The 12,577-nt window shown below is 38.3% G+C and carries 14 protein-coding genes; 9 read left to right on the plus strand and 5 right to left on the minus strand.

The window, feature by feature from the left end; all coding sequences use genetic code 11:
* Positions 1–13: 13 nt before the first annotated feature.
* Entirely contained in the window at positions 14–742 is a 729-nt protein-coding gene (locus DP73_RS09155) for a class I SAM-dependent methyltransferase (protein WP_034599015.1), read from the plus strand.
* A gap of 239 nt (positions 743–981) precedes the next feature.
* Positions 982–2,508 carry a methyl-accepting chemotaxis protein gene (locus DP73_RS09160; RefSeq protein WP_034599017.1) on the plus strand — a complete coding sequence of 509 codons (1,527 nt, stop codon included), beginning with the start codon at positions 982–984 and terminating at the stop codon, positions 2,506–2,508.
* Positions 2,509–2,596: 88 nt separating this feature from the next.
* Here the strand turns inward: DP73_RS09160 and DP73_RS09165 are convergent, their stop codons facing one another.
* Positions 2,597–3,259: an AbrB family transcriptional regulator gene (locus DP73_RS09165; protein WP_034599018.1), complete on the minus strand. Its 663-nt coding sequence runs from the start codon at positions 3,257–3,259 to the stop codon at positions 2,597–2,599.
* A gap of 260 nt (positions 3,260–3,519) precedes the next feature.
* Here DP73_RS09165 and DP73_RS09170 point away from each other — a divergent pair, with 260 nt between their 5' ends.
* Positions 3,520–4,146 (plus strand): ribonuclease H family protein, encoded by a 627-nt coding sequence (locus tag DP73_RS09170; protein WP_034599020.1) that lies wholly within the window; start codon positions 3,520–3,522, stop codon positions 4,144–4,146.
* A 1-nt stretch (position 4,147) separates the two neighbouring features.
* Here the strand turns inward: DP73_RS09170 and DP73_RS09175 are convergent, their stop codons facing one another.
* Together DP73_RS09175 and DP73_RS09180 are read right to left on the minus strand one after the other, a co-directional pair.
* Positions 4,148–4,624 carry a DsrE/DsrF/DrsH-like family protein gene (locus DP73_RS09175; RefSeq protein WP_034599021.1) on the minus strand — a complete coding sequence of 159 codons (477 nt, stop codon included), beginning with the start codon at positions 4,622–4,624 and terminating at the stop codon, positions 4,148–4,150.
* A gap of 69 nt (positions 4,625–4,693) precedes the next feature.
* Complete coding sequence (locus tag DP73_RS09180; RefSeq protein WP_034599023.1) at positions 4,694–6,013, minus strand: aminotransferase class V-fold PLP-dependent enzyme; 1,320 nt, start codon at positions 6,011–6,013, stop codon at positions 4,694–4,696.
* 155 nt (positions 6,014–6,168) lie between these two features.
* On the opposite strand from DP73_RS09180, the gene DP73_RS24175 reads away from it, so the two are divergent.
* Complete coding sequence (locus DP73_RS24175; RefSeq protein ID WP_282432663.1) at positions 6,169–6,294, plus strand: hypothetical protein; 126 nt, start codon at positions 6,169–6,171, stop codon at positions 6,292–6,294.
* Positions 6,295–6,413: 119 nt separating this feature from the next.
* On the opposite strand, the gene DP73_RS24180 is transcribed toward DP73_RS24175, so the two are convergent.
* Complete coding sequence (locus DP73_RS24180) at positions 6,414–6,539, minus strand: hypothetical protein (protein WP_282432664.1); 126 nt, start codon at positions 6,537–6,539, stop codon at positions 6,414–6,416.
* A gap of 222 nt (positions 6,540–6,761) precedes the next feature.
* Here DP73_RS24180 and DP73_RS09185 point away from each other — a divergent pair, with 222 nt between their 5' ends.
* The 4 genes from DP73_RS09185 to DP73_RS09200 all read left to right on the plus strand — a co-directional run bounded on the left by DP73_RS09185 (position 6,762) and on the right by DP73_RS09200 (position 9,949).
* Complete coding sequence (locus tag DP73_RS09185; protein WP_034599024.1) at positions 6,762–7,526, plus strand: alpha/beta hydrolase; 765 nt, start codon at positions 6,762–6,764, stop codon at positions 7,524–7,526.
* 175 nt (positions 7,527–7,701) lie between these two features.
* Complete coding sequence (locus DP73_RS09190; protein ID WP_034599025.1) at positions 7,702–7,980, plus strand: hypothetical protein; 279 nt, start codon at positions 7,702–7,704, stop codon at positions 7,978–7,980.
* A 19-nt stretch (positions 7,981–7,999) separates the two neighbouring features.
* Positions 8,000–8,731 carry a DUF2786 domain-containing protein gene (locus tag DP73_RS09195; protein WP_034599026.1) on the plus strand — a complete coding sequence of 244 codons (732 nt, stop codon included), beginning with the start codon at positions 8,000–8,002 and terminating at the stop codon, positions 8,729–8,731.
* Between the two features lie 84 nt (positions 8,732–8,815).
* Positions 8,816–9,949, plus strand: a complete 1,134-nt coding sequence (locus DP73_RS09200) for a class I SAM-dependent RNA methyltransferase (RefSeq protein WP_034599027.1) — start codon at positions 8,816–8,818, stop codon at positions 9,947–9,949.
* Between the two features lie 133 nt (positions 9,950–10,082).
* Here DP73_RS09200 and DP73_RS09205 read toward each other — a convergent pair whose 3' ends face one another.
* Positions 10,083–10,835 carry a hypothetical protein gene (locus DP73_RS09205; protein ID WP_034599028.1) on the minus strand — a complete coding sequence of 251 codons (753 nt, stop codon included), beginning with the start codon at positions 10,833–10,835 and terminating at the stop codon, positions 10,083–10,085.
* Positions 10,836–11,642: 807 nt separating this feature from the next.
* Here DP73_RS09205 and DP73_RS09215 point away from each other — a divergent pair.
* The gene (locus DP73_RS09215; RefSeq protein ID WP_034599031.1) at positions 11,643–12,533 is read left to right on the plus strand and encodes a respiratory nitrate reductase subunit gamma; all 891 of its coding nucleotides are present in this window, start codon (positions 11,643–11,645) and stop codon (positions 12,531–12,533) included.
* Positions 12,534–12,577: the final 44 nt, after the last annotated feature.

Raw genomic sequence — 12,577 nt, forward strand, 5'->3', positions numbered from 1 at the left:
GGAGGTTGAAAGGATGGATTTTTATCGCTCTTTATCTGAGCATTATGATGAAATATTTCCACTGAAGGAACAGCAGAAGAGATTCTTACATGATTATGTGACCAAAGAAAAACTTGAATCAGTCTTGGATATTGGCTGTGGTACCGGGACATTTGCTTTAGAAATTAGTCGAATGGGTTTACATGTGCTTGGTGTTGATTTAAGCGAAGAGATGATTGGAATTTCCAAGAAGAAGGCTCAGGAGTCTGGGGGGGACGCATCGTTTGCAGTTGCAGACATGGGGGATCTAAGCAAAATTGAAACTGAATTCGCAGGTGTACTATGTTTAGGAAATACCTTGGCGCATGTTTCAGGAGAAACTGAGCTAAAGGATGTACTTATTGAGTTCTTGAAAAAGGGAACTCACCTGTTAGTGCAAACAGTTAACTATGACCGGATGCTGGCTGCGAGAATTCGTGAGTTTCCTGTCATTAAGACTCCTCATCTTACCTTTTATCGCTACTATGATTATAGGTCTGATGGGAAAATCGACTTTTCCATGAAGATTGAATTTCCAGATACCAAAGAAATCGTTTCAGGGGTCAACATTTTGTTTCCAATTCCAAGTGCTGTTTTGAAAAAGGCCTTACTCGAGGCTGGTTGGGAGATATCTGGAGTGTGGGGTAATTATGAAGGAGCTCCTTGGACGGAAGATTCTCCGGCGACAATTATTGCTGCAAAACGCAAACTAGTTAAGAAGTAAGTCACGTAATGCCGGCAACCTTTGCTCATCAAGGGTTGCCGGCTTTTTTAGCATTTATAATATTAAGCAAAAAAGAAAATATTCACTTTTAGTATAATTTTAAAGGAATTTCAGGAAATATGGTGAATAACTAGAGTATTTAAAACTATGGCAGATCATACCAATTTTGATTGCATTTAAGCTAACTCTGAAGGCTTATGAGATGTGGTCTAAGACTTACAAAAGGAGAGATAGAAACAATGAAAAGTGTGCTCGATATTTTTTCAAAAAGACAACCCTGTGAGGAAACAAATTTTATTTTTAAATATGTTGAAGACAAATTCAAAGGGATTGATGCAGTCGAACCAAAGCTTGAATATCCAATCCATAGGAGGATGGTGGGGCACTTTGTAAAACTATTTAACAATGAACGTCAAATGGCTAATTCAGCAAAGAAACTATTGAATATTGCAGCTGTTTTAAGTACCTTTGATGTAAATATGTCGCATATTGCTCATAAGCTTATTGATTTTGCAAAGAAAATGGCCCTATTAAGTGAATCAAATCTAGCTGTTGTAGAACAAACTAATGCTGGGATGAGTGAGGTGAATTCTACGGTAGAAAAAACATCTCAGACATTATCCCAGTTATCCGAGGCTTCAGAAGATCTTGTTCGAAATAATCATGTTAGTTTAAATCAACTTAAGGAAGTAAATGAACTGAAAGACAATGTTATGCTCGATGCTAACATTATGGGAGAAAAAATTGCACAATTAGTTGAAATGGCTAATAGAGTGAATGAAATAGTCCTCGGGGTGGGGGAGATAGCTGAACAAACTAATTTACTTGCGCTTAACGCCTCGATTGAGGCAGCGCGTGCAGGAGAAAACGGACGTGGTTTTTCTGTTGTGGCTGAAGAAATTCGTAAATTGGCTGATGATACAAAAAGAAGCCTCGAAGGTATGAGGTCTTTCGTTGGAAACATTCAAACTGCTGCCCAAGAAGGTAAACAAAGCATGGATAATACAATGTCTTTAACCGAAAAAATGAGCCTAAAGATTGAAACTATCACTGAGACTATGGAAAAAAATGTGGAAATGCTGCAAACAACGATCCGAGATGTACAGTTTATTAATCAATCAATGGAAGGTATAAAAATTGCAACTAATGAGATTAACCAGGCTATGGATGTATCGAGTCGTGATGCTGAGGAGTTGACTATGATGACCCAAATCATTCATAGTGACGCCCTGGCCAGCGCTGAATCAGCTAAAGAAATTGCTATTATTGATGACGAAATATCTAGTATTGTTAAGGAGCAGATGAGTTCATTAATCGGCAGTAGTAATGCTTTAAACAATGAAGAATTTCTTGCTACTATTAGCGATGCTAAAAAGGCGCACACCAAATGGCTGGACAACTTGAAAAAAATAGTTACTGATATGACGATTTATCCGCTGCAGACAGATGGTACAAAATGCGCTTTCGGACATTTTTACCATGCAGTTCAAGTGTCCCACTGTTCCATTGCTGAAGAGTGGGATAAAATTGAAGCTATTCATAATGATTTGCATAAAATAGGGCAAATCGGAATTGAGGCAGTTAAAGCAGGGCAACATGTAAGTGCTCAAGAATCCTATAGCAGGGCAGAAGTCTTATCAAGAAGTATATTCACCCAACTGGATAAGGTCACAGTTGCGGTTGAAGATATGTCAACTAAAGGCATTAGTTTATTTGGGAGTACAGAAATTGACCAGTCCTGCAATGGAAAATGCGCTGAGTGCTAGGTATGTCCTCCGTGAATAATTAAGGAAGCCCTGATATCTCAAGGGCTTCCTTTTCTCTCATTGAAAATGTGTTCTTGTTTTAGCTCCCTTAGGCTATACCGTTAAGCCGGTCATATATAACCTCTCGAGCACCTACAGTCAAAATTACAATTAAATTTTCTTGAGAAAAGACGGTGTAAATAACTCTGTGTTCCTTAGTACCACTGCGGAAAGATACTCGATAAGTTTCATAAAATGGTCCGCGAAGCCGCTTAAAAGCAAAGGGGTCTTGTTCTAAGCATTCAAAAACTGCTGGTATTTCCTTGAGTTCTTCCTTACGCAGAACTACTAGATCATGAACACCACGAGTAGTAATCATGACATTGAATTGTCCTCTATCAGTTTTGTGAATTCCCAATGATGATAAAGCTTGAGCCTCCCACCACCGAATGGATTGACCGTTTTTATGGGCTCTATGGGCTTCTTCCGATAAGCGATCTAAGACAGTGCTCAACTTAAGCTTGTGCTCTAATAATTTGTTTTTAAGACAATCCCCATTACAACCTTCTGCCAGTAAATCGCTAATAATTAAGTCTTCGAAGAAATCTGATAGTGGTCGAACTGAGCGCTCAGCTGTCCGTACAAATACTTTTCCTTCCGAATCGACACATAAATCTAGGGTATCTTCTTCCACTAGTCCAAAGAGTTCACGTAGTTCTTTGGGTAAAATGATTTCTCCTTTTGTTCCAACCTTTACCCGATACGTCTCCATAAATACTCCTCCTTCAACTTAATTTATAATAGGGTTAAGGCCGGTAGGGGGTATTACTATTATAGCTTCAACAATAATCAGAATATTCCTTCTAATAAATATATGCAAAAGAAATTTTTTGGGCTACTACGTTTACACATTTAATTAAGTTGACTTTTTTTACTGGAGTTATTAATATATGGGAGCAAAAGGTAATGATTTTGGAAATTTATTAACGATTACCATGAGGTTAATTAGTATACACTTAGGGGGAGACAACTTTGGCTAAAAAAAACTATTATAGTGTTAAACAAGGTCACAAAACAGGCATCTTTAATAATTGGCCTGACTGTCAAGCATCTGTGAAAGGGTATAAAGGTGCCGTCTATAAAGGTTTTGAAACAAAGGCCGAAGCACTTGAATGGTTGAATAACACAATAAGTCCGAATCATAAGGAGAACACGAGTTTAGACCTACCTACTTCTTCGATTAATAATGTTGACTATGAGGTCTATACTGATGGTAGCTTTGTCAATGGAAAATATTCTTACGGTTATGCGTTTGTTAAGGATGGGGAAGTGGTTCTCGAAAGTAATGGGGTTGGAGAAGATCTTGAGGCCGCCGCAATGAGGAATGTTGCGGGAGAAATTGCAGCGGTAAAACATGCTGTAGAAAAGGCGAAATCATTAAACGTCCGAATACGAATTTTTCATGATTATTCAGGTATTTCTCATTGGGTTACAGGGGATTGGCAAGCTAAAAATAAATTTACCCAAGCGTATGTTAAGTTCATGAGAGAGCATCAAGGTTTATATGAGTTTAAAAAAGTTGCTGGTCATTCAGGTGATCGTTTTAACGATTACGTAGACCAGTTAGCAAAAAAGGCTCTGGGGATAGGATCAAAGTAATTTATATAAATAGCTGCATGTCTGAGTCAAGAGCATCAGATAAATATTCTTTGGCTGTTATAATTTCGACTTCCGGCAATAGTTCCTCAGGCTTAAAGCCCATTACGTCAACAGATAGTTTACAGCCGTAGAACTTTACTCCCTTTTTACGGGCTCCATTGAGAAAGTCGGTTAATGAAGGTGCTTTGTCATCTTCCATCATTTCAAGAAGCATTTGTTTTCCGAGGCCAACCATGTTCAGTCGTGAAAGAGGTAATTCTTCCGGCCCTTTAGGAGTAACCATTCCAAACATTTTTTCGTAAAGAGTTTTGTCATCTGATGTAGCCTTTTCAGGATCGCGAACTAGACAGAGCCCCCAAAATGCAAAAAACATTGTCACATCTACATCCAATTCTCGGGCAGAATTAGCCAGGATCAGTGCAGCTAGAGCTTTATCATAGTCTCCGCTAAACATTAGTAGATTCATTTTCTTGTTCAATTTGTGCAACCCCTTTACTGATCATCTTCAAGCCTATTATAAGTAGAAATAGGCTTTTATATAAGTTGATCAGATGTAAGATGTTGGATGCTTGGCGATTCTTTCAAGTAATTGAATTAAAATATCGATCTCACTAAAATCATTGTACAACCCAAAGCTTATACGAACCACCCCAGGGCGGGGAATGTCTCGGCGTTTCCTGTAGAGTTCCATTTGCTTTGCAGAAATCCCTAGTAGACTTTGAATGTAAGGTTGAGTACAAAAGCAACCGGTTCTTACAGCAATTGCCGCCTGATTCGATAAAACTTTTGCTACTTGTTCATGAGCAATCCCTTTAATGTTAAAGGGAATCACTCCGATTCTAGGTTCGCCAGGTAAAGTATGGGAGTAAACTTTGATACCGGGAATGGAATTGAGCTTTGAATTTGCATAGCTTGTTAGTTGGTTTTCGTAGTGATCTATATTTTTCATACCCAATGCGCTGAGAGTTTTAATCGCTGCTGCCAGAGCAACAACTCCCATTAGGTTAGGAGTTCCTGCTTCTTCGTTATGAGGAGGTTTTTCCCAAACTACCCAATTATGGGTTACGGTTTCTGCTGTCCCTCCTCCAACAAACTCAGAAATACCTCTATTGAAGGTTTCTTGAGGTCCGATAAGTACACCTGTTCCGAAAGGGGCATACATTTTATGAGCAGAAAACACTAGGTAATCAATGGATTGCAGGGAGTTTTGAGGATTCATATTTATAGAATTATGCGGAACTAATTGGGCCCCGTCGACAAGAATTTTTGCATTATAGCGATGTGCCAATTCAGCAATTTTATGTATCGGGTTTACATATCCTGTAACATTAGAGGCGCCCGTAACAGTTACAAGCTTGACATTCCCTTTATATTTTGCTAATCTGGCCTCTAAATCTTCGAGGCTTAATTTTCCTGAGGGATCTGTCTGTACATAATCCACTTGATATTTGTTTCTCCAAGGGAGATCATTGGAATGGTGTTCCATCCAGGTTGAGAGAATAACACTTTTTTTATTCCCATCCCATAAGCGATAAGATAATTTATTAATAGCTTCCGTCGTATTTTTGACAAAGATGACAGTATCGCGAAAGCGATCAGCATTAACAAATTTTAGAATTGTAGATCTTGCTTCTTCATAAACCTTCGAAGAAAGCTGTGATTTATAACCTGTTCCACGATGAATTGACGAATACATACCTGCAAATTGATTTATCTCTTCCATGACAGAAATAAATGGTGGAGTAGAAGCGGCGTTATCGAAGTTGATGGCTGTTTTATATAGGCCGTTAGAAAGTGGGATCTTAGTATCAGCTCCGACAATTAAATGTCTATAACTAGAACGGGATAGTTTAAAATTCAAATTCATTTAATCACCTCTATCTAAAGATATCTTAGGCTATATGCTCTGTTAGCATGATATTTATCTATAGACAAAAAGGTGACACAACTTTTAAGGTACATGATATTAATGATACAGAACATACTAAGAATCAAGGTGAATAAAGATAAGTGGAGGTAGTGATGAAAAAGACTGGTGAGATACAAAAACACACTAAAGGGTATACAAGTGCTAAATATGATTCTCGAAGTGCTGAGTTTAAGCAGGAACAAAAGGATGCAAAAGAGTCTACTGAAAAAGGCCAATAAGGATTTAGGCAGTTCATTTATCTGTGATAGCTTGGGTGAATGAAGTCTGGCCATTATTCAATAAGGCTGTAACAAATTTATGTTACAGCCTTATTGATTTGGGATCTTGTTAGAACCTATCAGGGACTCTTGGGGTTGTTGGTAGGGCTAGTTGGTACCTTTTTCTTATCATTATCCGAGTTTAAACGCTGGTCATCAAGATTAGCGGCATGAGTTCTTGATTTGTCTGTTTTTTTATTGCTCATTATTTGTTTTCTCCTTTTTAATAATCGGGTAACCAATGTTAGGGTTTCCTAATTAATTCGTTCTAATTCTTATCAGACCATTGATGGAAACTATTTTAATAATTTCACAATTAATCAAATACCCTATTGACTATTACCAGGTTTTAAGGTGTACTAAGAGTATTAAATTGAAAATTTAGATAATATAATGAGCATAAATAGGGAGCAAAGGAGATTTACAAATTGCCTTATATAGATGTATTAGGGAAGAAAACATTTTTTCAACAAAAAAGTGGTGATTTCCAAGCGGAGCTGAAGACAATACTCTGTCTACATGGAGCTGGGGGAACCAGTGAGAATTGGATCTATCAGTTAGACAGAGTTGATAATTGTAACATTATTGCACTCGATCTTCCGGGACATGGCCTGTCTGAAGGTTCCCCCTCAGACAGTATTAATGAGTATCGAGATTTTGTTTTAAACTTTGCGCAGGCTTTAGAAATAAGTTCATATGTCCTTATGGGCCATTCGATGGGAGGGGCAATAGCTTTAGAGTTAGCCTTTGCGCATCCAATAGTTTTAAAGGGTTTGATTATTGTTGGTAGTGGGGCGAGGCTGCGCGTAAATCCTTCTATACTGGATGCCCTGTCCAAGGGTAGGTACCCAGTTGAGAATATTGAGTACAGCTACTCCAAGAATTCACCTCCGGCAACTCTAGACAAGGCAAAGTTAGCAATGAATAATGTTCCAATTGATGTACTTAAAGCTGATTTTTTTGCATGTAACAAGTTTGATATTATGAATCGCCTACCCAGGATTAAAGTGCCTGCTTTAATAATCTGTGGAAAAGACGATCAGATGACTCCTCTTAAATATTCGGAGTACTTGAGTAAGAATATACCTAATTCAAATTTAGTACCGGTTATTAATGCTGGTCATATGGCTATGATAGAGAGACCGGATCAGGTAAATAGGGCAATAACCAAGTTTCTGGAAATGCTCTATTAAGAATTTTGGAAATAAATTTTGTTTGCATTATTAAAATCAAACTATGATACACCTGCTTTAGAGGTGGGGATATCATAGTTTGATTTTGTTTTATAGAAGGTTTATGCAAAATGTGTATAATTAGAGATAGTCATATCACAAGTCAAAATCGATATAGAAGTGAGCGAGATGTAAAATGACTAAAAGGATAAGCGCCTACGTTAACGTTGCCATTGAGGATTATGATGAATCTATGCTAAACCATGTCGTTGAACTAATGAAGGATTCGTTAAGAGAACAGGTCTTAGATGTTATCCTGGAAGATAAATGGAAAATAGAAGAAAACAGACGTACACTGTTCAGAAATGGAGAAGGGGTGTGGGAATCACACCAGATTGAAGATGGTAGAGAGACTAAAGACTCCTTGGAAGTTATGACAGTAACTGTCCAAGGAGAAGTATTAGGCGATATGTAAAAAACAGGAAGGTGATATTTTGTCAGTCGATGAGAAAGTCCTACATAAAGTGCGGGCATTACTAAACTTGGCGAGAAATGGGGGGGATCCAGAAGGTAATGAAGCTAAATCTGCTCTATTAATGGCTCAGCGTTATATGGCTGAAAATGGAATTGACGAATTAGAAATCAACACTTCTAGAGAAGCAGATTATAAAAAAGAGATCCTCGATGATTATGCTACCGAATTTGAAAAACTGTCTTGGTGGAAAAAGAGTCTTGGCAAAATAATCGCTCAGAATTTTAGGTGCTATTCTTATCTTAATAAATATAACGGGTATACCAGGCTAGCATTCATGGGCTTAAAAGAGGATGCAGAAATTGCTGTCATGGCCTTTAAATTTGCTACGGATTCTATCCGGCTTGGAGCTGACCTATTTATGAAGAATTACCGCAAGGAATATCTAAAGGTTGAGGGACAGCGCCCTAGTCTTACCCAGCAAAGAGGAGTCAGAAACAATTATGTTGAAGGTTGGATCTCCGGATTAGAGGCCCAGTATGCACAACAAGTCAGCAAAGAGGGATGGGGACTGGTTCTTGTTAAAGATGCACTAGTTATCCAGACTTACAGGAATATGGAATTAGGCCGTGGGAAAACATCCAAACATACCCGAAAGGACAGTACGGATGGTAAAGCAGCCTATGAAAAAGGATATAGAGATGGCAAAGGTTTTAGTACTGTCCCTCATGGAAGGTCGAAAAAAATTCAATAAACTTGCCATTTGGATCTCCTCACCTTATGATATAAAAGAATAAAAAAACCGTTTAGCACTTGAACTGAGAGAGGTTGGATCCTGATGGCTAAAATTGAACTTATTGCAACAGCAGCCTTTGGCTTAGAATCTATTGTTGCACGTGAACTCAAACAACTGGGGTATGATGATATAATTGTAGAAAATGGAAAAGTAATACTTAAAACTGATGAATTGGGAATCTGCCGAACAAATTTATGGCTCCGAAGTGCGGATCGTGTGTTATTAAGAATAGGATCCTTTGAAGCTCGAACTTTTGAAGAGCTTTTTCAGCAAACTAAGTCTCTACCTTGGGAAGATTGGCTCTCTATAGATGCAAATTTTCCTGTTCAAGGGAAATCCGTAAAATCGAAACTTTATAGTGTTTCCGACTGTCAAGCCATTGTAAAAAAGGCAATTGTAGAACGTCTCAAAGAAACATATAATTGTAACTGGTTTGAAGAGAGTGGTCCTCGTTATCAGATCGAAGTAGCGTTATTAAACGATAAGGTCACTTTAACAATTGATACTTCTGGGATTGGTTTACATAAACGAGGATATCGAAAACTTGCAGGACAAGCGCCCCTTAAAGAGACATTAGCGGCAGCTATGATTCAGCTTAGCTATTGGAATAAGGATCGGGCCTTAATCGACCCCTTTTGCGGAACCGGAACAATTCCCATTGAAGCCGCCTTAATAGCGCAAAATCGTGCTCCTGGCCTAAAGAGAAGCTTTGCAGCCGAAAAATGGCCCCAAATTCCTCGGGGACTATGGCAAGAAGCCTGGCAAGAGGCCCTGGATCTATGGGACCGAGAGACTACATTAAATATCTTTGGTTCTGATATTGACCCTAAAGCTTTGGAGTTAGCTCGAATCCACGCCACAGAAGCGGGTGTTGAAGGACTTGTACACTTTCAGCGCCTGCCTGTTGCTGAAGTACGATCCCGATTTAGCTTCGGGCATCTTATTGCAAACCCACCTTATGGAGAACGACTTGGAGAGATTGACGATGTCAAAGGGCTGTATCAAGAACTTGGAGAAACTTATAAAGGTCTCAACAACTGGTCGCTTCATATATTAACCAATTTTGAATCCCCGGAAACATTAATTGGAAGACGCTGGGATAAAAGTCGAAAGCTCTATAATGGTCGATTAGAATGCCATTACTATCAATTTTTTGGCCCTCGACCACCTAGATAACAACTTAAGAAACGATAATGAACTAATCTAATAATTAAAAGTATTGAATTAGTTCATTATATTAATGAAGGAAAAAATGGGCTTTAGAATTCATGTTGAGGAAATTATATGAATTCAGCCCATTTTTTGTTTTCTAGTTCACTAAAATTTGCGGTTCGCCTTTTAGTGAACTTATATCTTTGATTGCCCGTTCAACTTCTTCATCAAGTCCTTCAATTGCAAGTGTCACCGAACCTTCTGATCCGTCGACCCCTCCTGCGGCAATACAAGACACTTCAACATCATAAAGAGTTTCTAGAGCAGTTAATTCTGTCACTACCCTGGCCCCAACCATAGGGATCAGTCCAACCTTATTACCGATGGCTTCGTCAACTGTAGACATTGTCATAAATTCCACGGCTTTACGGACATCGGGAACCATTTTTTCCAGTCCGATTGGTACAATTAATTCAATTCCTCTAGCATATATAATCCCTTGGGCAGCCCCAATTGTTCCTCCCATGGGGTCTGAAACCATTACTGCGGCTAAACCAGTGTGATCAACTGCGTTGCCACCCTTGATAAAGATATCTCCCCTCTTCAATTTAGGCAAATATTCTTTCCAAGGGATTTCCTGCGCTTGTCCTTTAATAATTACGTAGGGTTGAGTCTTTTTAGAAGATTTGCTTATACCTAGCTCACCTTTGGTAACAATGCCCATTGTATAGCCTGCTTTGTCCTCGATTTGGACTCCTAACATTTCTTCAGCAACATAGGCATTCGTAGTTCCGCCGGCAACAATAATAGTGTGTTTTTCTAAGGCATTTTGGACACTGGGCAATCCGATTGTGCCTTTGGCGATAAGTCGTTTCGATTCACTTGAGGTAAGAGTAACTAATGCTTTCATTGATATCCCCCTTATATTTGGAACATAACCAGATAATCATATGTTATACCAAAATTTAAGAATAATAAAGTTATCTGACAGTAGCTACCTAAGAGGGTAAGGATATAAAAGGAAGGTTTTATCTCCTTTGCTTCTGAGTTCTCTAAAGACTCTGTGAGAAATGCTAATTAAAATATGGGCCGCATGGTAAATAGTGGTAACAATTTAACGAAAAAAGCATAAGTTAAATTAAGAAAATCACCCATAAAATACAGGAAATGGAGGAATATAAAATGGCATTTGGCGGAGCTGTTGAAGGAACATGTGGACCTAACTGGTTACCGGGTATTGCTGTTGTAGTAGTTATTATCCTTCTACTCATCGCAATGGGAATTGTATTCTAGTCTAACAATCTGGTTGATTTGAAAGGAGGAAATTTCATGTACGGATACGGTGCAGGATGTGGTGTTGGAAGTTATGTTGGGGTAGGCATTATTTCAATTGCTATTCTTATTCTCATTGCTCTTGGTGTAATCTTCTAAAATTTAAAAACAATAAAGAGCATTCCAAGAAAGGAGTGCTCTTTATTATTTTTTTTAATTACAAAATATCAGTATTAACTAAATTATTAATTTAATTAGCTATTAATTGCAGATTTATAATAATTAGAAAGGATAAAAGGTGAAAGAATGTACATATTTAGGAAAAAGGTGAACGAACAGTCATCAATATATGCAATTGTATTATGAGAAATGATAATTTTACAAGGCATACAAACTCACTTAGACTATAATGTGCAAAGATAACAAGAGAAGGAGGTTGGGGATTGTGATTCTTAGTATTATTGCGTATCTTTCCATTGGTCTTTTCGTAGGTATTTCGGTTTTCAAAGCGTATCAGTTTGCGAAGATGCCCTTTCATGGAAGAATGGATCTTTATCCTGTCCCTAAAGAAAAAGGTTTCGAACATGGTGGATCATACTACGAGGAAACAGCTTGGTGGACTAAACCACATGAAGTTTCTCACATGAGAGAAATTGTCGAGATGCTTAAAGAGATCTTATTTATCAAGAAGCTGTTTGAAAATCAACGACCTTTCTGGTGGATTTCTTACGCGCTCCATTTAGGGATTTATTTCTTAATGGCCTGGACAATCCTTTTGGTAGTGGGTGGACTGTTTGAAGTTAATGGAATTTCAGTAGCCGCAAATACTTCAAGCATACTGGGTCTCTTGGTCTATTACGTCACAGCTTTAACAGGTTATTTTGGGCTAGCGCTTGCAACATTGGGTTCAGGTTTATTATTTCTACGCAGAGCGTTTGATAATACGCTTAAAAAGTACACTACCCCTCAAGAGTACTTTAATCTTTTATTAATTTTCGCTGCACTTGTTACCGGAATTTTCACATGGGGGAATGACTTAAGCTTTGGTTATGCCAGAGAAGTGACTGCAAACCTTGTAACATTTACGCCTTTTTCAGCTAATGGCCTGCTTACTTTGCACATTTTCCTCGTAGGTATCATGTTAATTTATATTCCAATCAGCAAAATGAGCCACTATGTTGGAAAATACTTTACGTTCCATAAGGTTCTCTGGGATAATAATCCGAATCTAAAGGGGAGTGGAGTTGAGCAGGAAATAAAGAAAGCATCTTCATTCCGTCCAACCACATCTTGGTCTGCGCCTCATATTAATCCACCCGCCGCACCCGAGAAATAGTCTGATTCGTGTATGTTAACTTTATGGAAAGTAGGGATCTAAGA

Source organism: Desulfosporosinus sp. HMP52, assembly GCF_000765145.1.
Taxonomy (GTDB): Bacteria; Bacillota; Desulfitobacteriia; order Desulfitobacteriales; family Desulfitobacteriaceae; genus Desulfosporosinus.

What these genes read in the sequence shown, in the direction of transcription:
- DP73_RS09155 (WP_034599015.1), top strand. Translation starts at nt 14, where the DNA reads ATGGATTTTTATCGCTCTTTATCTGAGCATTATGATGAAATATTTCCA.
- DP73_RS09160 (WP_034599017.1), top strand. Translation starts at nt 982, where the DNA reads ATGAAAAGTGTGCTCGATATTTTTTCAAAAAGACAACCCTGTGAGGAA.
- DP73_RS09165 (WP_034599018.1), bottom strand. Translation starts at nt 3,259, where the DNA reads ATGGAGACGTATCGGGTAAAGGTTGGAACAAAAGGAGAAATCATTTTA.
- DP73_RS09180 (WP_034599023.1), bottom strand. Translation starts at nt 6,013, where the DNA reads ATGAATTTGAATTTTAAACTATCCCGTTCTAGTTATAGACATTTAATT.
- DP73_RS24175 (WP_282432663.1), top strand. Translation starts at nt 6,169, where the DNA reads ATGAAAAAGACTGGTGAGATACAAAAACACACTAAAGGGTATACAAGT.
- DP73_RS24180 (WP_282432664.1), bottom strand. Translation starts at nt 6,539, where the DNA reads ATGAGCAATAAAAAAACAGACAAATCAAGAACTCATGCCGCTAATCTT.
- DP73_RS09190 (WP_034599025.1), top strand. Translation starts at nt 7,702, where the DNA reads ATGACTAAAAGGATAAGCGCCTACGTTAACGTTGCCATTGAGGATTAT.
- DP73_RS09200 (WP_034599027.1), top strand. Translation starts at nt 8,816, where the DNA reads ATGGCTAAAATTGAACTTATTGCAACAGCAGCCTTTGGCTTAGAATCT.
- DP73_RS09205 (WP_034599028.1), bottom strand. Translation starts at nt 10,835, where the DNA reads ATGAAAGCATTAGTTACTCTTACCTCAAGTGAATCGAAACGACTTATC.